Origin of the sequence: Clostridium sp. AF27-5AA (genome assembly GCF_003478415.1) — a bacterium.
In the GTDB taxonomy this organism is placed as follows: Bacteria; Bacillota; Clostridia; order Lachnospirales; family Lachnospiraceae; genus Otoolea; species Otoolea fessa.
In genome coordinates this window covers 57,114-77,913 of record NZ_QUFH01000014.1, presented here as the reverse complement: position 1 = coordinate 77,913, position 20,800 = coordinate 57,114, and the positions used below count along the sequence as shown (strand labels likewise).

The following is a 20,800-nucleotide window of genomic DNA, read 5'->3' as shown; positions in this document are numbered from 1 at the left end:
GCTTGTGGTGGTCTTATTTTAGTGCCTAATTTTAACCATGTAAAATTTTATATTTTTTTCCCCATTAAGTCTTGACTTTTTATTTGCAGGCTAAAGTAACGAGAACGCGGTGTGCCGTTTTTCAAACATTTTTCGAAATAAAAAGACCCATAGCCTTTCACTATGAGTCTTTTTCATACATCCCTTTTCTCTACTGGATAAACATAGCATCCCCAAAACTAAAGAACCGATATCTCTGCCGGATCGCCTCTTCATACGCCGTGAGCACGTGTTCTCTGCCTGCCAGTGCGGATACCAGCATGACGAGTGTGGACTCCGGCAGGTGGAAGTTTGTGATCAGGCAGTCCAGAATCTTGAACTGGTAGCCCGGATAGATGAAAATGTCGGTCCAGCCGCTACACGCGCGGATCGTGCCGTCCTCAGCCGCTGCGGATTCAATCGTCCGACAGCTTGTCGTTCCGACACAGATGATGCGTCCACCATTTTTCTTCGTCTCATTGATCATGTTGGCGGCATCTTCCTCGATACGATAGAACTCCGAGTGCATATGATGATCCAGTACATTCGAAACCTTGACCGGCCGGAAGGTTCCCAGACCCACATGAAGTGTGACGTGCGCGATCTTGACGCCCATTTCCTGAATCTGTGCCAGCAGCTCTTTCGTGAAATGCAGACCTGCTGTCGGTGCAGCCGCCGATCCTTCGTGTTCCGCATAAACCGTCTGATAGCGGTTCTTGTCCTGCAGACGGTGTGTGATGTATGGCGGCAGCGGCATCTGGCCGAGCTGGTCGAGAATCTCCTCGAAAATACCCTCGTAGGAGAACTGAATCAGCCGGTTTCCTTCCTCTACCACATCAATAACGGTTCCCTTTAACAGACCGTCGCCAAAATTAATCACGGTTCCCGGCTTTGCCTTTTTGCCCGGCTTTACCAGCGTCTCCCAGATATCGTTCTCACGGCGTTTCAGAAGAAGAATCTCGATGTGTGCATCCGTTCCCTCCTTGCTTCCGATCAGACGCGCCGGGATAACCTTTGTGTCATTGATCACCAGGCAATCGCCCGGATGAAGATAATTGACAATATCCTTAAACACCTTATGCTGCATCTCACCCGTCTTTTTATCCAGCACTAAAAGCCGGGAAGAAGAACGATCTTCCAGCGGATCCTGTGCAATTAACTCCTGCGGTAAATCATAATAAAAATCTTTTACATCCATTCTTTGTGCCTCTTTGTCTTTCTATATCTGTACTTTCGCTTTATATAAATCAATCAGTTTTATATCTTATATGCTATCAGCTATTTCTCTATACTCCGGAATATCCGCTTTTCAGCTTTCCATACCTTAAAAACTTTATTTTTCCAGCCATACGAATTCAATAAAGCATTTTAAGGATTTGACGCAGCCGGTTCTGACTCCTCCTGCATATAAGATGCGCCCTGTTTCATAAATTCCACGCGCTCTTTCAACGCCTCATCCTGCTCCATCGCCGCATCCATTGCTTCATCCGTCTGCTTGCTGAGAAGGCGCACATCCTCATTGACCGACAGCTCTTCAAAATACTGCGTCAGCTCTTCGGACATTTTCCCGTCATCGATCTGCCAGTTTCCGTCCTCCGCCCGGATCGCATAGATCCGCACCAGACTCGGTGCCGGTGTCTCCACGCCCGTATACAAAATCTCATAATACACATACGCTGCCATCTCACCGTTCCTAAGCCCCGGCGTCGTATAACATTTCACATTCTGGTACCCGGAAATGTACTGCTTCTGTTCTTCAAATTCCTGACGGTAGTGTTCTTCCTCACTCGTATCCTGTGAGGTAAACAACTTCACAAACGTATCCATATCACAGTCGGAAACCGCCTGAAAATAAGTATTCATCAGCTCTGTGATCCCCGGCTCGCCATTCTCTGTCAAAATACATCCGCCAAAGTCCTGAATATATTCTTTCGTGTCCGGCTCAATCACCATTCCAGAGCCGCCTGTATCCACCATTTCTGCCGGTAAGCCATCCTTTTTCCCCAGAATGTTTGTTATTTTCCCGGAAAACATCGCCACCGCGCCAATCAGAATCAATACAATCACCGCCGCAAGCAGCATCACATAGCGGCGCAGTTCCCAGTCCGTTCCGTTCTTCCGGCTGCGTCCCGGTTTCTTTTTCGGTTCTCCCACCCGACCGCCTCCTGACTTATTCGATTGTTAATATTATAGCGGTGATTTGGTTACTCGGCAAGCGGTATTTCCGAAAAAAAACTTGCAATTTTCTAAATATTATAGTATCATACAAGTAATGCGTCTGTAGCTCAGTGGATAGAGCGCCGGTCTCCGGAGCCTGAGGCGTAGGTTCGATTCCTATCAGACGCATTCTTAAAAAGCGACAGCGGAGATATCTCAGCCGTCGCTTTTTGCATTATTCATGATAAAAGGAGGACCCTTCCCGTGGAACTCATACACGTTTCTGGAAATACAGACTGTCTGCTTGGCAAAACAGCCATCGGCGTCTACCGCATCGACGACACCCGCTGCATCCTGTTTGACAATGGTTACTCAAAGGAATATGACGAGCTGGTCGGCTCTCTGAAAGACGCCGGGCTGACCCCGGCGGGGCTGATCGTTTCCCACGCGCACATCGACCATCATGGAAACAGCAAACGCCTGCGCGAAGCCTTTCAGATTCCACTGGCTATGTCGCTTGGCGAAGCCGGGCTGATCGCCTCCCAGGCGGCGCTGGAACGGTATACCAATTATTTCGGGCGCTCCGAGGAGGAAAAGGTTTCCATCGACACCGAGCAGCGCTGCCCGGTTGACTGTATCATCCAGCCGGAGGATACTTCCGTGACACTCTGCGGCGTAACCTTCCCGGTTCACCATCTGCCGGGGCATTCCCTCGACCACATCGTCATCGGCACACCGGACGGCGTCTGCTTTGCCGGAGACGCGCTTTTAACCGAAAATGTCCTGCGTCACGTCAAGCTTCCATACTGCGACCACGTCGGTCTGGATCTGGAAAGCAAGGAAGCAATCACAAAACTGCCTTACCAGCACTGGATTTTATCGCACAAAGGTCCATTTGATGGCAATATCCGGGAACTGGCGGACAAAAATATGGATCTTGTCCGTCTGCGTCTCGCAGAGCTGGCAAAGCTTTTGCAGAGACCGATGACGCGTGATGAATTTTATCAGGAAAGCCGACGCCTGATCGGAATGCATATCGGTACCTACGACCAGCTCATCCGTCAGGAACGCCACCTGCGCCCATATCTGGAACAGCTGGTGATCGATGGGACGGCACGGCTGGAAGTAAAGAATGACACCATATATTTTTACTTAAATGAATAAACTCTTTCTGCATGAATTTTCACTCTCCTGTTGTTATCGTTTCCGAAAATACACACACGCCACCGCAAATCCCAAGATTCCCGCTCCCATCACGGCGAAGCGGGAATATGTTTTTAACAGCACCAGAATACGTTCCCACGATGCCCCCGCCACCGCGCCGGCTCCGATGAGCACCGTATTCCAGATAAGACTGCCCGCTGTTGTCAGAAGGAGAAACGGCAGCAGTTCCATCTTTGCCATCCCCGCCGGAATCGAGATCAGGCTTCGGATGATCGGAACGAACCGGCAAAAAAAGACGGCTGACCGTCCCGTTCTCTCCAGCCATCCGTCTGCATCTTTCACATCCTCCACTTCTACTCCCAGCCGTTTTCCCCATGCCCCGCCCAAAAATGCATAAAACTTCTGCACGGGAATGTGCCGCCCCAGCTCATACAGAATCAGCGCCCCCAGCACCGAGCCCGCCGTCGCTGCCAGAACTGCCCCGGCTATGTTCATCCGTGTATATGTTGTCATAAATCCACCAAAGGTTAAAATCACTTCCGACGGGATCGGCGGAAACAAATTCTCAATTAGAATCAGGGCAAACATTCCCGCATATCCGTATGAACTTAAAAGTTCCAGCACTATATCACGCATGATATATCGCACTCCACGTTATTTCCACATATTCTATGTATTTTATGCGGAACGGAAAAAATCCAGGCATCTAATTTTCATTTTTCATGCCCGGATTTTAATTAAACCTAAAGAATCATCACATCCCCCACGGCCCCCGTATCCGAGAACTCTGTCCACTCGCACACATTGACCGCGTGATCGGCGATTCGCTCCAGATACTTAGCAACCATCAAAAGATCGACTGCCACATCGGATTTATCCCCGTCTTTTTTCAGAAACTCAATCACTTCCCGTTTTACCCGCTCAAAGAAGGCATCGATCAGGTCATCCCTCTGTTCGAATGTCTCCGCCGTCTCGGTGTCACGCTCAATAAACGCGTGAATCGCATCCTTTACCATCGTTTTCACATTTGCCACCATGGCCGGAAGATGTTTGCTTACAAGACTAATATCTGCATCCTCCAAACGCAGGGACAGATCGGCAATGTCCGCCGCCTGATCGCCCATCCGCTCCAGATCGGTCACAACCTTCAGCGCCGTCGAGATATGGCGCAGATCACTGGCGACCGGCTGCTGCTTTAACATCAGCGTCAGGCAGTGTGTCTCGATCTTTCGCTCCATATTGTCCACATCCCGGTCTCCTTTGATAACCTTCTGTGCCAGCTCTTCATTATGCTCGGTAAGCGCTTGAAAACTACTGTCAATCGCATCCTGCACCATCTGGCTCATCGCGTTCAATTCCTGATTCAGCCCTTCTAACTCCTGTATAAATGCCTCTCTCGTCGCCATCCCGTATCTCCTCTCCATCTCCCCTGTTTTCTGCCCAGAAATTTTCCACTTCTGAACAGTAAACTGATTTTCTACTTATTTTTAAATCCTCAATCTTACGCCTATCATCCAAACCGTCCGGTAATATAGTCTTCCGTCTTCTTCTCCCGCGGATGCGAGAACAGATCCGTCGTCGGTGCATACTCGACTACCTCTCCCACCAGGAAAAATGCCGTGTAGTCCGCAATACGGGTCGCCTGCTGCATATTGTGGGTAACGATGACAACTGTATAATTCTTCTTAAGCTCGCCCATCAGATCCTCGATTTTCAGCGTGGAAATCGGGTCCAGTGCCGAGGTCGGCTCATCCATCAGGAGAATCTCCGGCTCAACCGCCAGCGCACGCGCGATGCAGAGACGCTGCTGCTGTCCGCCGGAAAGTCCCAGTGCAGAACGTTTCAGGCGATCCTTGACCTCATCCCACAGGGCCGCGCCGCGCAGACTCTTCTCCACAATCGCGTCCAGCTCTGCTTTTCCCTTAATGCCGTGAATCCGCGGTCCATACGCGATATTGTCATAAATACTCATCGGAAATGGGTTCGGCTGCTGAAATACCATGCCGACCTTCTTGCGAAGAAGCGTCGTATCAACCTTCGGATCATAGATATCCTCGCCGTCGATCCACACCTTTCCATTGATTGTTACATTCGGCACCAGATCGTTCATGCGGTTCAATGTTTTCAAATAGGTAGACTTACCGCAACCGGACGGTCCGATAAACGCTGTGATCTGATTTTCATATATATCCAGATTGATATTTTTTAATGCATGATTGTTTCCATAGTACAGATTCAAATCCGACGTAGAAATTTTTGTCTCCATATCATTTCCTCATTTTTTACTTTATTTTAATTTTGTCACATCAAACCGGTTGGTCAAAAATCTCGTCAGCAGGTTGATTCCCAGCACGATAATCAGAAGCACGACCGCGATTCCAAACGCCTGATCGTATTTTGCTTTCTGCATCGACAGGTAGAGCTGGATGGTCAGCGTGCCGCTCGACTCAAACAGTTTTCCAAACAGGTTTTTCGGAAGCTGGAAGCCGCTTCCGGCAGTAAACAGAAGCGCCGCCGACTCGCCCACGATACGGCCAATCGAAAGGATGACGCCGGTCAGAATACCCGGTGCCGCACTCGGCAGCAGGATCGTCCGGATCATATACCATTTCGTTGCACCGATTCCCAGTGCGCCGCTGCGGTAGCTGTCCGGAACGGTTTTGAGTGCTTCCTGTGTGTTCCGCGTAATCAGCGGAAGCACCATCAGGGTCAGCGTGAAGGATCCGGTCAGAACCGAATAGCCCAGCTTCAGCGTCATTCCGAAAAAGACCATACCGAACAAACCAAAAATAATCGACGGAATACCGGACAGGATCTCGGTTGTAAATTCAATCGTCCGCACCAGTTTTCCCGGCTTTGCGTATTCGTTCAGATAAATGGCGGAGCCGATTCCGATCGGCGCTGCAATGATAAGGGTAATTACAATGATATAAATCGTGTTGATGATATTTCCCAGAATACCAAAGGTGCCCTTGAGGGAGCTCTGCACCGTGGACAGAAGCTGCCAGGAAACCTGCGGCAGGCCGCGCACAAACACATACCCCATGATGCCAACTAACAGCGCGATCGCCACGCCAGCTGCCAGATAAATCAGCACTTTTAAGATATTGTCCCCGATGCGGGTGCGCTTCTGGCAAATACTTTTCATTCTATTATCGGTCATTTGCGCCGCCCTCCTTCACAAACATCCGGCTGAGCACCGTGTTGATAAACATGATAAATACGAACAGCACCAGACCGATGGTAAAGAGCACTTCCCGGTGAAGTCCCTCTGAATAAGACATTTCCGCCACGATCGCGGTTGTCAGGAAACGGACGGAGTTAAATGGAAGCGGCAGATTGACTGAACTTCCAGATACCAGGCTGATCGCCATTGCCTCCCCGATCGCACGTCCGCAGCCTAAAACCACCGCCGTGATGATGCCGGAGTGCGCCGCCGGAACGATTACTTTGAAAATCGTCTGGATATGCGTTGCACCGAGCGCCAGCGATGCGCTTTTTAAATGTTTCGGGACTGCCCTAAGCGACGCCTCGCTGATATTGATGACGGTCGGAAGAATCATGATTGCCAGAACCAGAACCGCCGATATCAGGTTCGCACCGCCGGTAAACTGATGCGTCGTGGAACCGGCAAAGATTTTCATTTCCAGCTTATACATCAGGGGATTTAAAATCAAAATTCCTAAGAGTCCGTAGATAACCGACGGAATACCTGCCAGAAGCTCAACTGCCGGGCGGACCACTGCCGCTACCTTCGGCGGCGCAACCTCTGCCAGAAAGATGGCGGTAAACAGCCCGATCGGAACACCGATCAGGATCGCCAGAAAGGTTCCGACGATGGAAGTTAAAATTACGTAGAGAATTCCGAAAGACGCCGGATTTCCAGTCGGCTTCCAGACGGTTCCAAATAAGATTTCCGGAACACCCACCTTAAAAAGTGCCGGGGTACCGCTGATAATCATGTATAAGGTAATTGAAAAAACTGCCACCACCGCCAGCAGGCCGCAGGCAGTAAAAATAATTTCCGCTGCCCTCTCTACCGCTGATTTCGTGGCATGGCTTCCAAAAATGGTAAATTTCTTTTCGTGCATATGTCTCTCCTGTCTCGGATTGAACAGCGAGCCGCTTTCGGCCAAAGCAGAGTTTCCTTTCTGCGGCTTGACTGCAAGCGACTCGATATTATTTGAATCTATTCAATATTATATGTATTCGTGAATTACTGATTTTTCTATCCTTACCTGTTTTCACCGGTAATTTTATCCACATTCACAAATTCCGATGCAGTTTCTTACTTCGTAGTAATCAGGCCTACAGATTTAATCAGGTCATCGCCTTCTGCAGAGTATACATAATCAAACAGCGCCTGTACCAGCTCGTTCTGCTCAGAAATTTCTCCCTTGGTTGCCATAACGAATGGACGGCTTAAGAAATAGCTGCCTGCCTTGATGTTCTCCTCCGTCGGCTCTACATCATCCAGTTTAACTGCCTTAACGGTATCATCGACTACATCCAGAGAAACGTATCCGATGGAACCCGGTGTAGATGCTACTTTTGCCATAACTGCACCGGTGGAATCCAGCTCGTTTGCATATTTGCAGGCATCTTCCAGACCCAGAAGCTCCTCAAATGCGCCTCTTGTACCGGAACCTGCTTCCCGTCCGACTACGACAATCGGCATATCGCTGCCGCCTACATCCTTCCAGTTTGTGATGCTTCCGTCGTAAATGCCGGTCAGGTCATCCTTGCTCAGACCATCTACAGCGTTGGACGGGTCAACGACAACGGCGATACCATCGATAGCTACGATATTTTCAACAGCACCTTTTGCTTTCTCATCATCCTTTAATGCTCTGGAAGAATCACCGACATCACACTGACCTGCCAGCACGGACTCGATACCTGCGGAAGAGCCGGTAAATTCAGCCTGTACGGTCACGTTCGGATATTTCTCCATGAACGTTTCTGCCAGTGCATTTGCAAATTTTTCCATCGAAGTGGAACCTGCCAGGGTGATAGAACCACTTAAATCTTTTGTATCTGCGCTGTTCTCGGTTGTATCTGCTGCTGCACCACTTTCAGCTGCGCTGCTGTCTGCGCTTGTGTCTGCTGCACTTGTATTTGTATTGCTGGAACCACATCCTACCATTCCAGTTGCCAGAACGGCTGCTCCTAATACTGCGATTGTTTTCTGAATATTTTTCTTCATAATAAAATTCCTCTTTCCTCTCTCTTTTTTCTCTCAGAGTTTTTTATCCTTGATTTCTTACAGTACGCAGTATAAAAGATTCCTGGATTTACAGAAATCATATTTTGGTATCGTTTATGTAAAATTTGGGTAATTTTTGTGGGAGTGAATGTAAGATATGGTTTCGGATTTGCTCTGCTTCTCTCCATGATCGGAACCGCCGCCGGACATCTCTCCGGGCTTCGCTTGAAAGCCCGGCAGAGATCGCCGGCGGCGTGATTCTGATTTGTATGGGGTGAAGATTCTGGCGGAACATCTCCACTTATTTTAAAACAACCTTCTTAAAGTTCTTCTTACCTCTCTTGACAACCATTCCTTCGCCAGCGAGCTGATCCTTCGTGAAGACTGCCTTGATATCTTTTACCTGGTTTCCGTCTACAGATACGCCGCCCTGCTCGACATTTCTTCTTGCCTCGGAACGGGACGGAGCCAGACCGGATTTCTGCAGGATGGAGAGAATATCGATCTCATCACCGTTGAAATCATCCTCAGTCAGTTCGTAGGTCGGCATATTGGCTGCATTTCCGCTGGAGAACAGTGCTTTCGCTGCTGCCTGTGCCTTCTCAGCCTCTTCCTCGCCGTGTACCAGCTTGGTCAGCTCGTAAGCCAGGATCTCTTTTGCAGTATTTAACTGGCTGCCTTCCCATTTGTCCATCTCATCGATCTGCTCAAGCGGCAGGAAGGTCAGCATACGCAGGCACTTTAATACATCGGCATCGGCTACGTTTCTCCAGTACTGGTAGAACTCGAACGGGGATGTCTTGTTCGGATCCAGCCATACAGCGCCGGACTGGGTCTTACCCATCTTCTTGCCCTCGGAGTTTAACAGCAGGGTGATGGTCATTGCGTGTGCGTCCTTGCCAAGCTTTCTGCGGATCAGCTCGGTACCGCCTAACATATTGCTCCACTGATCATCGCCGCCGAACTGCATGTTGCAGCCGTATTTCTGGTATAACATATAGAAGTCGTAGCTCTGCATAATCATGTAGTTGAACTCTAAGAAGCTTAAGCCTCTCTCCATTCTCTGCTTGTAGCACTCAGCGGTCAGCATACGGTTGACGCTGAAATGCGGACCAACCTCGCGCAGTAAGTTTACATAATTCAGATTCATCAGCCACTCTGCGTTGTTGACTAAGAGCGCCTTGTCATCAGAGAAATCGATGAAACGGCTCATCTGCTTTTTGAAGCAGTCGCAGTTATGCTGGATCGTCTCCGGTGTCAGCATCTGGCGCATATCCGTACGTCCGGACGGATCGCCGATCATGCCGGTGCCGCCGCCAAGTAATGCGATCGGCTTGTTGCCTGCCATCTGCAGACGTTTCATCAGGCACAGTGCCATGAAATGTCCTACATGAAGGCTGTCTGCGGTCGGGTCAAAACCGATGTAGAAAACGGCTTTTCCTTCGTTGACCAGTTTTTTGATCTCTTCTTCGTTTGTAACCTGGGCGATCAGACCTCTGGCTACTAATTCTTCGTAAATCTGCATTTTCCTGTTTACTCCTTTTTATAAAAAATAATTTTGCTTACTCGTTTTGCTTCTCCACGGGATTCCTTTTTTCAAAAATACATCCGATTCATCCTTTATTTTCTCTCCGAAAATCATTCTCAAAACAGAACAATAAAGGTACTTTGGAACGTCTGTGATTTCACAAGACACATTTTTCTATAAAATAAAAAAGCCCCGTCCTCCAAAAAGGACGGGGCAAAATTCCCGTGTTACCACCTTTGTTCGCAGACAGCTCGCGCCCATCTGCCTCTGCCGGTACCCTCTGATACCGTGACCGGATAACGTGTGTCTCTCACGTCGCAGCCTACCAAATCAACCGCCGCACATTTTCCACGCAGCCTTTTCATCGGATCCGATTTTAGATTCTTCGGTGCGAAGCTCCGGGATGTATTCGAATATCCGGTTCACGCGCGCCTCTCATCATCCGGCTGCTTTCTGTGCGCTCTCCTGCGGATCTCTACTTGTTCCCTTCATTGCCTTTGTAAGGTTATTGAGTATATTCTGTATTATAAGCGAAATTTATTATTTGTCAAGGCAATTTCTCAACTTCAAACTTCACGCTATAAAATTTTTACATTACTTTAAATTCAAAGCGTAAAAAGTAGTGTACATATTTATTAAATATAATTATCATATTATTACTTTAGTCACACAGTTCCCAATCTCCCAGCCACGTATCCTTAGAATAATTATATAATCTTCTATATAATTTCCCGTTTTCAACTTTATAAACATATTTTATAACATCTGCTCTAGCTATTGAACTCGATTTTTCAACAGCCACCTCTTTCTCTTGTGCAAACGCAGTCCCTGAAAAAATACATGTCATAGCAATTATTACTGCTAAAATTCTGATCGTTTTTTTCATTTTTATTTCCTCCTAATATTAATATTCTTTAATTCATTTGGTATTTCATCCAATGTTCCTATATATGTACCATTCATATATAATTCATACCCGTTTTCTGTCTTTACAAAAAAGTTATTTTTTTTGACTATATCATCTTCTTCAAAATACGGTGCATGCAACTTCAAATCAGCTACTGGTTCTATTACTATTGTACCAGACAATATAATAGCAATTAAGAAAAAGAACAACTTAATATTGACCTGTTTTTTTGTTCTTCATTCAATATAGAAGAAATTCTAATTTTCAAAAAACTTCCATTAAAAAAAGATAGTGTTCCTCTCCTTTTTAACGCTTTTGTCCTAGACATTTTTAACAATATTTCAACATAATGAATTTTTTCTATTTCAGATAACTCATTACAAACAATTAAATCATTTCTTATTTCTAATATGTTAGAAAAATAATACCGAACTATGTATACTAACGGATTCCACCAGTATAAAAGACATAATATTTCAAAAAAACACTTTAAAAATAAATCTCTTTTAATGTAATGTCCCACTTCATGCAAGAGTACTATTTTTTTTGTTTCTTCATCTATATTCGGTATTATTATATACGGATTTTTTATACCAACAATAAATGGATCTTCTATACTATCAACTTTCAATATTGGTATTTTTTTCACTTTTTTATACTTTTTAACACGAATATACTCTATCGGTCTTATTTCTTTTATTAATTTTATAAATGATATATATGATAAACTTTTTTGCACTAAGATAAGAAAACTTCCAAGTAAACTAATCAAAAAAAGTACAGAAAAATGACTTAAAAATCCTATTTTCCCCCGCATAAAGCGACAAAGTTCTGGATATAATATTTTTATTCCTATCGTATGACTTATTCCGCAAATATCTATTGGAAAAAATAATCTTACTCCTGTTAGTACAGTGCAAAAAATAAGTAATTTTACTTCATACAAGCTATAATTTTCTTGCTTTTTCCATATATAAACCGACAAAAAACCCAATAGCAAAATTGAACTACATATTGCCGATAAAATTGATGTATATGTTATTTTCATAAAATCTCTTTTTTTCTTTTTTGAACTATACGTTCTAATTCGTCAATAACCGACTCTTCATCTACTGCTCCATTCAACAAAGCTGCTGTTATTGTATTTACAAAGGACATAGGATTTCTAGAATTTTTCATACATTTTTCTATTTTTTCTTCTATTTCTTCATCCTGAGTCTTTTTCGCTTTATATCGCCTAGCAAAAACTTTTCCAGTCTGAACTGTATCAATAACCTGAACATAACCCTTATCAAGCAATTTTCTTAACACAGTATGGACTGTTGGCGTTGTCAATTCTTTTTCAGATTCTACAATTTCTGTCACCGTCATGGGTTTTTCATACTTCCACAAAACCTGCATAACATTCATTTCTCGTTCACTTAAATAATTATTCTTCATAAAATTCCCAATCTCATAATTTATAGAAACAAAGGGAGCAACTGACGCCCCCTTTGTTTTTCACTCAAGTTCCAATACTACTAACTAATATTATCATTTCCAAGATCCACATTCCATAAATCACTCTATCTTTTTTCATTAGCTCATACCATTCAGGCGTATCTAATAATCTTGGTTTTTTAATTATATAATAATAACAAAAAATCAAAATACAAAGAAAAATTCTAACAGTTCCCACCTGATCATACCAATTTCTAATTCCCATTATGGAAGCAATTCGCTCCCCACAAAGACACAGTTCCATTAATAAAGCGGCAAACGTTGCTTCTCTTCCTTGACGGAATTCATTTGATACTCTATTCTCTTTCATTGCATCTCCCTTTTTTATTACCAATACTCATACTTGGTATAACCTGGCGTCCACCCTAATACTCCATCATTATTATAGCCATATGTATAAGATATTGTAACTTTTGCATAGTTTATGCCACCCTTTTGTGCAGCTGCTAAAACTGTTTTAGCAACAAGTGCTGCCACTGCTACCCCTGCTCCTGCTCCGCCTACCTGTCTTGCGATAAAATTAGTTATTGTCGCTAAATCTTTCATTTCTTGCAAATCAATTGTATACACAATATTTACAACGGTTCCTATAGCAGCTGTTGCTGGTAATCTTCCAGTTATACTAGATGCCCTCGAAGCACCTGTAGATCCTCCACTACCACTTTTGCTTACTTCCAATAATTCTTTAACTTCCGATCTTGAAAAACCAAAATCTTCCATTAACATATCTTCCACAACAGTTTCATCCGTTACCGAAGCATATTTATCATAAATATCTCTCAATTCATGTTAATCAATCACAACCTTTGTTGCCACTTTATCTATTGAATATGGCGGCGCTTCCGCAAATGTTGGGATTACCAATGAAGTTGACATAACTATCGACAATAAAATACTCATAATTTTTTTCATAAAACCACCTCTTAACGTTATTCACATTATTAATGAGCATCCCACATTTTTGCTGCATTGGAATCCCTCCCTTCTTTAAATTTAGTAAACAAGCTTTAATTTGATTATATATTATCATCTTTGATTATATATGTCAATATTAAAAATATATTTTCATTTCAAATATACTTTCAATCTTTTCTACACAATTAAAAACTACTCTTTCGCCAGCGCCGCGAGCCCGGAAAGAATCTCCCGCGCCTTCACAAGCATCATCTCGCAGTCCGTATGTTTCTGCCGCACATCGCGGTAATAGAACGACGGCACATCACCCGTCCTGAAGGTCAGCGTGCCCTTATATTTCTCCATCAGCGCCGGAATGCCGGAGACGTCCAGATCGGCTTTCTGGTACATCTGAATCGTGATATCCTGCTTCTTTACATCGACCTCCACGACACCCGCCTGATGAGCAAGCGCTTTTAGATCGGCGATCTTTAACAGGTTCTCCACCGAACGTGGAATCTCGCCAAAGCGGTCGATCAGCTCATCCTGCATATCCATATACTCTTCCTGGTTCTCAATACCGGAAATCCGCTTGTAAACGTCGAGTTTCTGATATTCATTGCGGATGTAGGACGGCGGAATATACGCGTCGATGTCGCAGTCCACCACCGTCTCGAAGTCCTCGGCTTCGTTCTCACCGCGAAGTGCCAGCACCGCCTCGTTTAAGAGCTTGCAGTACAGGTCATAACCGACCGCCTGCATGTGACCGTGCTGTTCCGCGCCCAGAAGATTTCCGGCGCCGCGCAGCTCCAGATCGCGCATCGCAATCTTGATACCGCTTCCCAACTCCGTAAATTCACGGATCGCCTGCAGACGTTTTTCCGCCTCCTCACGCAGCAGCTTGTCGCGCCGGTACATGAGAAACGCATACGAAGTCCGCCCGGAACGTCCGACGCGACCGCGGATCTGGTAGAGCTGCGACAGCCCCAGCCGGTCGGCGTCGTGGATGATGATCGTGTTCGCATTCGGAATGTCCAGTCCCGTCTCAATGATGGTCGTGGACACCAGAACGTCGATATTGCCCTCGACGAAATCCAGCATAATTTTTTCCAGTTCATGTTCGTGCATCTGCCCGTGGGCGAACACGACGTTTGCCTCCGGCACCAGAGCCGCCACATGGTTTGCCACCTCGTCGATGTTGTTGACACGGTTGTAGACATAATATACCTGTCCGCCCCGCGCCAGCTCCCTGTGAATCGCCTCGCGCACCATCTCGTCGTTGTACTCCATGACGTAGGTCTGAATCGGCAGGCGGTCCACCGGCGGTTCCTCCAGGACGCTCATATCCCGGATGCCAATGAGACTCATATGCAGGGTACGCGGAATCGGCGTCGCCGTCAGCGTCAGAACGTCTACATTTTCCTTTAGTTTCTTGATCTTTTCCTTATGTGCCACACCGAAGCGCTGTTCCTCATCGATGATCAGAAGCCCCAGATTTTTAAAGACAACATCCTTAGAAAGGACGCGGTGCGTTCCGATCACGACATCCACCTGCCCTTTTTTCAGATCTTCCAGCGTTTTTTTCTGCTCGCCCGCCGTGCGGAAACGCGACAGCATATCGACCCGGACCGGGAAATCCTTCATTCGCTGCACAAAGGTATTGTAATGCTGCTGCGCCAGAATCGTGGTCGGCACCAGATACACGACCTGTTTGCCCTCCTGAATCGCCTTAAACGCCGCCCGGAGCGCGATCTCTGTCTTGCCATATCCAACGTCGCCGCAGATCAAGCGGTCCATGATGCGGCGGCTTTCCATATCTTTTTTTGTCGCCTCGATCGCCTCCAGCTGATCCTCCGTCTCCTCAAACGGGAACATTTCCTCAAACTCCCTCTGCCAGACCGTATCCGGTCCATACTGGTAGCCCTCGCTCCGCTGGCGAGCCGCATAAAGCTCGACGAGATCCTTTGCAATATCACGGACCGCACCGCGCACCTTGCTCTTCGTCTTATTCCATTCCATTCCGCCCAGTTTATTGAGCTTCGGCGTCCTGGCATCCGAACCGGCATATTTCTGGATTCCCTCCAGGCGTGTCGCCGGAAGGTAGAGATTACCGCCGTCGCGGTACTCAATCTTGATGTAATCCTTGACGACCTTGTCCTGCTCGATCTTCTCAATGCCCCGGTAAATGCCGAGTCCGTGGCTCTCATGCACCACATAATCGCCGATCGAAAGCTCGGAAAAGCTCTGGATTTTCTTACCCTGGTAGGAGGTCTTTTTCTTCTTTTTCCGCCCCCGTCCGCCGCCGAACATGTCTCCCTCTGTGATCACGACAAACTTAATCAGCGGATATTCAAATCCCCGATGCAGCTTTCCGTAAGTCACCAGGATTTCACCCGGTTTCACGGTGTTTTCGCCCTCATCCGGGCAGAAGGCGCTTAAATCATACTCCCGCAGATCGCCCGCCAGACGGCTCGCGCGCGTCCGCGAACCAGCCAGCAATACCACCCGGTATTTTTCCTTCTTCCAGCGCGCCAGATCGCTGATTAAAAGCTCAAATCCATTCTGGTAGGAATTGACATTTTTAACGCTCAGACTGTATTTTTTCTTAACCGTCATGCCGGAGAGCTTCTGATCCAGCCCCAGCAGTAAAAGAGTGCGCGGACGCATTGCCATCGCCAGCGTCTCCTTCGCCGAATAGAGGAAGGAAGTCTGCCCCGGAAGCAGATAGCCGCCCTCGAGACGGTGCGACATGCTCTCTCGGAACTCCGTCTCGGTCGTCTCTGCTTTTTCCTTCAAGCGCAGCGGCTCATCCAGGAAAATCGTCAGCTCATCGACTGGAAAATAGTTTAAAAATGATACCGTTTCCTTGCAGAAATACCGGATATAGCTTCCCAGCCCATGCACCCGGAAGCCCTCGCGAAGCCCCTCTAAGACCTCCGAGACAGCCGAATCCATCCGGTACGCCTCTTCCGTCTTCATGGCATCCCGGAGCTTTTTCACGTATTTCCTGCGGTCTTTCTCGATCGCCTCGGTTCCATCCTGAATCTGCTCCGGCGTCAGCGCCATCTCCGTCGCCGGATAGATCACCGCCTCGTCTACCTGCTCGATCGATCGCTGGCTCTCTGGGTCGAAGGTACGGATCGAATCGACCTCGTCGCCCCACAGCTCGATCCGGTACGGCACCTCCTCCGTCAGCGGGAAAATGTCAATGATACCGCCGCGCACCGAAAACTGCCCTGATCCCTCAACCTGCGCGACCTTCTCATATCCCATTTCTGCCAGGGCGTGCGTCAGCTTCCCGACCTCGACCACATCTTCTGCCCCGATCGTGAGACTCCGCTCTTTCATCCACGCAAGCGGCAGCAGATGTTCCATCAGCCCGTCGATCGTCGTGACCACCACGCCGCCGGAACTCTCCAGGACCCGCCGCATGACCTGAATCCGCTGTTTCGTCAGCAGGTTTCCGTGGATATCCGACGTATAAAACAGCAGATCCCTCGCCGGGTACAGCGAAATATCCGTATCAAAGCACCGGTAATCCTCACAGATCTCCCGCGCCCTCGAATCATCGTAGGTGACAATCAGCTTCCAGGGCGTCAGATCCGAAAGCTCGGACAGCAGATGCACCTTCTGCGAATCCAGGCATCCCGTGACAAGAAGCGGTCCCTGTCCGCGCTGTAAATCCGTCTTGAGATCCTGAAACTCGATCATCTCCTCTAACGGATTTGCAAATAAATCGCTCATTGTGTCTTGACTTCCTCCTTCCTCTCCGCCTTCTGCTTCTCTAGCTTCTCCTTCTCCCCGCGCGCCGCGCCGTTAAAATGGTTCATCGCCGCCTCAACGCCCTCTGTCATCATATCCACGACTGCCGCCGCACCGTCCTTAAACGCCGTCGTCATCGTTTCGGCTTCCTCTTTCGGAAAATGTCCCAGCACATAATCTGCCAGATCCATGCGCGCCGGCTTCTCGCCCACACCGATCCGCACGCGTGGAAATTCCTGCGTTCCCAGATGGGCGATGATATTTTTGATTCCATTGTGGCCGCCCGCGCTGCCTTTTTTGCGGATCCGGATGCCGCCCGGAACCAGGCTGATATCGTCATAAATCACGATAAACTCCGATGGATCTACCTTATAATAATCCATTACCTGACGGATGCACTCGCCGCTCAGGTTCATATACGTCTGCGGCTTTACCAGAATGACCTTATTTCCCTCGATCACGCCTTTTCCGATCAGTCCCTTAAATGCTTTCTCCCGGACATCAATGTTATACTTGTCCGCCAGCGCATCCAGCGTCATAAATCCCACATTGTGGCGGGTTCCCTCATATTCTCTTCCCGGATTTCCAAGTCCTGCAATTACATACATAATTCTATTTCTCCCTCTTTTTCTATAGTATCAAAAATACCAGATTCTTCACTCATCGTCTTTCTCAAAAAGCCAAAACAGACACGACTTTAAGCGTTAAATCCTGAAACTGCCACTTTTTCAAGCTGTTTCAGGATCTAACGCACTTATTTTTTCTCGATACTTTTAAAGTTACTGTTCACGGGTAAGCACTTTTGGAATCGAAAGTGCCGTAAGTTTTGGGGTCGTGTAAATAAGAAGTTACTTTCCTTTCACAACCTCAACCGCCTTCTGCAGCTGATTATCCTTCTCCTCTGGAATCACGACTTCCTGCGCCGCCTCTTCATCCAGCTCCACCTCGAGATCCGGCTCGATGCCTTTTCCATGGATATCATTTCCATTCGGCGTATAATAATGGTCGGTCGTCAGCTTAATCGCGCTTCCATCCGAAAGCGGCATCAGCGTCTGCACGATACCTTTACCGAAAGTCTTCGTTCCGACGATCGTCGCCACGCCGTAATCCTTCATCGCACCGGTAAATACCTCCGACGCGCTGGCGGAATTGCCATTTACCAGCACAACCATCGGGATCTCCAGGCTGTGTCCATCCTCAGCGTCGTATGTCTCCTCCGTGCCCTTCTTATTTGCCACGGTCAGGATCCGTCCGCCATCCTTCAGGATATAATCCGCCATTGAGACAACCGTCGTCACCTCGCCGCCCGGGTTGTTCCGCAGATCGATGATCAGGCGCTTCATGCCCTCGCCCTGCAATTCCTCGATCTTGGATTTAAACTGATCGGCAGTCACACGGTCAAACTCCGCAACGGAAATATATCCGATCTCTTCATCCAGCATCTTGCCTGACACCGTCTGCACATCGATCGGTCGGCGGATCAGGGTGATATCCTTGTACTCGCCGCTATTTTCACGATAAACCGTGATCGTCAGCTGGCTGCCTTCCTCGCCCTTGACGTAATTATTGACCAAAAGCGACAGATCCATGCCAATCACCTCGGTGCCATCTACCTTATAAAGCGCATCACCCGGAAGGATGCCTGCTTCCTCGGCCGGGCTGCCCTCAAAGACGCGCACGATCGTGCTGACGCCGGTCTGGACATTCTGGGATACCAGAGCGCCGATGCCGCAGTAAGAACCATTTGTCTCATCCAGGAAGCTTGTCAGCTCGTCCGGCGTATAGTAAACCGCATACGGATCATTTAAACCACTCAAAAAGCCCTGATAAATGCCGGCTTCCTCCTCGGATGTATCAATCTTTTCCTCAAACAGGTACTTTTTATCGATAATATCCTGTATCTGCTCCAGCTTTTTCGTGACATTCTCAAAATTGACCGGCTCCTGTGCCTGCGACGGTGTTCCCTCGGTCTGCACCTGTACCTGTGTCTGGTTATCGATCACACGGCGTCCAAACATATAAATACCCGCCGAAGCACCGACCGTGATCAGACACACCAGTGCTGTCACCAGCACACCGACCATCACACCGCGCCAGAATTTATTTTTACTGTCCATCTCTTATGCCTCCTGATTCCTGTCTATTCCTTCCGGATTTGTAACTGTTCAGTACCTTCACAGTCACGCGCAAAAATCCATCAAAAATTGCCTACGGCAATGGGATTTTTGCCTGCTGGTCCATGTTTTCGTACGGTCAGCGCAGTAAATGCGCAGACCTACTGAACAGTTACCCGGATTTTATCTTTTTCAGCCATCACATTTTCTTACGGCATTTTCGGTTCCAAAAGTGCCTGCCCGTGAACAGTAACTACGGACTTACATAGTTCGAAGGATTTACATAACTTCCATTCTTGCGGACTGCAAAATGCAGATGGGAACCTGTCGAATATCCGGTCGAACCTACCTTCGCGATCGTCTGTCCGGCTTTTACCGTATCTCCCGCCGATACCAGAAGCTGGGAACAGTGCATATACACGGTTGAAAGCCCATTTCCATGGTTGAGCACAACATAATTTCCAGCCGAATAGCTGTAAGTTGCAATCGAAACCGTTCCTCCGGCGGCTGCCACGATGCTGCTGCCGGTCGAAGCGCTGATATCAATGCCCTTATGGTTCGAGGACGCGCCCGCCGTCGGTGATTTACGGTTTCCGTATCCAGATGTAATGCGTCCGCTTGCAGGGCACGGCCAGCGCAGCGAAGAACCTCCCGTCGAAGTGGTAGTCGTACTGCCAGTATTCCCTTTCCCGGTCGAATTATTCGTCTTTCCCGCTGCTGCGGCTTTTCTGGCTGCTTCCTCCGCCGCTTTTTTCGCCGCCTCTTCCGCTTCCTTCTTCTTAATCTCCGCCTCCATCTGCGCGATCTTGGCTTCCTGCGCCTTGATATCGTCCTCATACGCTTTCGCCTGCGCTGATTTCTCGCCGATCTGCGCGTTGACGTTCTGAAGCTCTTTATTTTTCTCATTCAGGAGAAGCTGGACCGAATCCTGCTTTGCCTCCGTCTGCGTCTTCATGTCCTGCAGCTCCGCTTTCTCCGTCTCCAGCTTTTTTTTGCTGTCCGCGATGGACTCCTTCGTTGCCACATACTGGTCGAGCATCTTCCGGTCATATTCCGAAATCTTTGAAACATACTCTGCCCGGTTTAAAAGCTCCGAGAGCGAACGGGCTTCCAGAAGCAGATTTAAGTAGCTGCTGTCGCCCTTCTCATACATATATTTGATACGCATTTTCATCGAAGCATACTGCTTTTCTTCGGTTTTCTGCGCTTCCTCCAGCTTTACCGCCGTCTCATCGATGCTTTTCTGCTTGCTGGAAATATTATTTTCCAGCTTCGTGACCTGCGACTGCAGATCATTCATCTTTGTGTCCAGCTCCTTGACATAGCTCTCGGTGTTACTTTTCAGCCCCTGAAGGCTTTTGATCGCCTCCTCGGTTTTCTTTTTCTCCTGTTCCAGGGTGCTTTTCTTATCCTTGGCACTGCTTACATCCTTTTTCGTCGCTGCCGCCACCGGAGTCAGCACGGTAGAAGACGCCAGCGCCGCCGTCACAAGAAACAGAGCCGCACGCATTTTCAATCCCTGTTTTTTCATGTTCTCATCCTTTTTACCG

General features: G+C 47.7%; 20 protein-coding genes and 1 tRNA gene. 2 read left to right on the top strand and 19 right to left on the bottom strand.

Annotated elements, in window-relative coordinates; translation table 11 throughout:
- Nucleotides 1-190: 190 nt before the first annotated feature.
- Together queA and DWY89_RS12815 are read right to left on the bottom strand one after the other, a co-directional pair.
- Entirely contained in the window at nt 191-1,216 is a 1,026-nt protein-coding gene (gene queA / locus DWY89_RS12820) for a tRNA preQ1(34) S-adenosylmethionine ribosyltransferase-isomerase QueA (RefSeq protein ID WP_118523816.1), read from the bottom strand.
- Between the two features lie 170 nt (nt 1,217-1,386).
- Complete coding sequence (locus DWY89_RS12815; protein ID WP_118472925.1) at nt 1,387-2,172, bottom strand: hypothetical protein; 786 nt, start codon at nt 2,170-2,172, stop codon at nt 1,387-1,389.
- A 120-nt stretch (nt 2,173-2,292) separates the two neighbouring features.
- Here DWY89_RS12815 and DWY89_RS12810 point away from each other — a divergent pair.
- Both DWY89_RS12810 and DWY89_RS12805 read left to right on the top strand, forming a co-directional pair.
- Nucleotides 2,293-2,364 (top strand) — tRNA-Arg (locus DWY89_RS12810).
- A gap of 75 nt (nt 2,365-2,439) precedes the next feature.
- Nucleotides 2,440-3,339 carry an MBL fold metallo-hydrolase gene (locus DWY89_RS12805; protein WP_182429132.1) on the top strand — a complete coding sequence of 300 codons (900 nt, stop codon included), beginning with the start codon at nt 2,440-2,442 and terminating at the stop codon, nt 3,337-3,339.
- Between the two features lie 33 nt (nt 3,340-3,372).
- Here DWY89_RS12805 and DWY89_RS12800 read toward each other — a convergent pair whose 3' ends face one another.
- From DWY89_RS12800 to DWY89_RS12720, 17 genes are all read right to left on the bottom strand, one after another.
- Nucleotides 3,373-3,975, bottom strand: coding sequence for a DedA family protein (locus DWY89_RS12800; protein ID WP_118481982.1), 603 nt, complete (start codon nt 3,973-3,975; stop codon nt 3,373-3,375).
- 107 nt (nt 3,976-4,082) lie between these two features.
- The gene (phoU, locus tag DWY89_RS12795; protein WP_107001493.1) at nt 4,083-4,745 is read right to left on the bottom strand and encodes a phosphate signaling complex protein PhoU; all 663 of its coding nucleotides are present in this window, start codon (nt 4,743-4,745) and stop codon (nt 4,083-4,085) included.
- A gap of 104 nt (nt 4,746-4,849) precedes the next feature.
- The gene (pstB, locus tag DWY89_RS12790; RefSeq protein WP_118469519.1) at nt 4,850-5,605 is read right to left on the bottom strand and encodes a phosphate ABC transporter ATP-binding protein PstB; all 756 of its coding nucleotides are present in this window, start codon (nt 5,603-5,605) and stop codon (nt 4,850-4,852) included.
- Nucleotides 5,606-5,626: 21 nt separating this feature from the next.
- Nucleotides 5,627-6,502: a phosphate ABC transporter permease PstA gene (gene pstA, locus DWY89_RS12785; RefSeq protein ID WP_118524736.1), complete on the bottom strand. Its 876-nt coding sequence runs from the start codon at nt 6,500-6,502 to the stop codon at nt 5,627-5,629.
- Nucleotides 6,492-7,430, bottom strand: a complete 939-nt coding sequence (gene pstC, locus DWY89_RS12780; protein WP_022359893.1) for a phosphate ABC transporter permease subunit PstC — start codon at nt 7,428-7,430, stop codon at nt 6,492-6,494. Before pstC ends, pstA begins: the two co-directional genes overlap by 11 nt.
- Nucleotides 7,431-7,627: 197 nt before the next feature.
- Nucleotides 7,628-8,545: a phosphate ABC transporter substrate-binding protein gene (locus DWY89_RS12775; RefSeq protein WP_118524735.1), complete on the bottom strand. Its 918-nt coding sequence runs from the start codon at nt 8,543-8,545 to the stop codon at nt 7,628-7,630.
- A gap of 301 nt (nt 8,546-8,846) precedes the next feature.
- A complete protein-coding gene (gene tyrS, locus DWY89_RS12770) occupies nt 8,847-10,070 on the bottom strand; it encodes a tyrosine--tRNA ligase (RefSeq protein WP_107001489.1) in 1,224 nt (407 codons plus the stop codon).
- A 664-nt stretch (nt 10,071-10,734) separates the two neighbouring features.
- Nucleotides 10,735-10,959, bottom strand: a complete 225-nt coding sequence (locus DWY89_RS12765) for a hypothetical protein (protein WP_107001488.1) — start codon at nt 10,957-10,959, stop codon at nt 10,735-10,737.
- 214 nt (nt 10,960-11,173) lie between these two features.
- Entirely contained in the window at nt 11,174-12,028 is an 855-nt protein-coding gene (locus DWY89_RS12755; protein ID WP_118524733.1) for a M56 family metallopeptidase, read from the bottom strand.
- Nucleotides 12,025-12,420 (bottom strand): BlaI/MecI/CopY family transcriptional regulator, encoded by a 396-nt coding sequence (locus DWY89_RS12750; protein ID WP_107001486.1) that lies wholly within the window; start codon nt 12,418-12,420, stop codon nt 12,025-12,027. The genes DWY89_RS12755 and DWY89_RS12750 overlap by 4 nt, the downstream gene beginning before the upstream one ends.
- 64 nt (nt 12,421-12,484) lie before the next feature.
- Nucleotides 12,485-12,790, bottom strand: a complete 306-nt coding sequence (locus DWY89_RS12745; RefSeq protein ID WP_107001485.1) for a hypothetical protein — start codon at nt 12,788-12,790, stop codon at nt 12,485-12,487.
- 17 nt (nt 12,791-12,807) lie between these two features.
- On the bottom strand, nt 12,808-13,263 hold the full coding sequence (locus DWY89_RS12740) for a hypothetical protein (RefSeq protein ID WP_147352093.1): 456 nt from the start codon (nt 13,261-13,263) through the stop codon (nt 12,808-12,810).
- 6 nt (nt 13,264-13,269) lie between these two features.
- The gene (locus DWY89_RS14750) at nt 13,270-13,392 is read right to left on the bottom strand and encodes a hypothetical protein (protein WP_270224447.1); all 123 of its coding nucleotides are present in this window, start codon (nt 13,390-13,392) and stop codon (nt 13,270-13,272) included.
- Nucleotides 13,393-13,587: 195 nt separating this feature from the next.
- Nucleotides 13,588-17,118: a transcription-repair coupling factor gene (gene mfd, locus DWY89_RS12735; protein WP_118524732.1), complete on the bottom strand. Its 3,531-nt coding sequence runs from the start codon at nt 17,116-17,118 to the stop codon at nt 13,588-13,590.
- Nucleotides 17,115-17,744 (bottom strand): aminoacyl-tRNA hydrolase, encoded by a 630-nt coding sequence (gene pth / locus DWY89_RS12730; protein WP_022359889.1) that lies wholly within the window; start codon nt 17,742-17,744, stop codon nt 17,115-17,117. The genes mfd and pth overlap by 4 nt, the downstream gene beginning before the upstream one ends.
- A gap of 240 nt (nt 17,745-17,984) precedes the next feature.
- Nucleotides 17,985-19,253 (bottom strand): S41 family peptidase, encoded by a 1,269-nt coding sequence (locus DWY89_RS12725; RefSeq protein ID WP_118524731.1) that lies wholly within the window; start codon nt 19,251-19,253, stop codon nt 17,985-17,987.
- Nucleotides 19,254-19,503: 250 nt separating this feature from the next.
- A complete protein-coding gene (locus DWY89_RS12720) occupies nt 19,504-20,781 on the bottom strand; it encodes a peptidoglycan DD-metalloendopeptidase family protein (protein WP_333491454.1) in 1,278 nt (425 codons plus the stop codon).
- Nucleotides 20,782-20,800 lie beyond the last annotated feature (19 nt).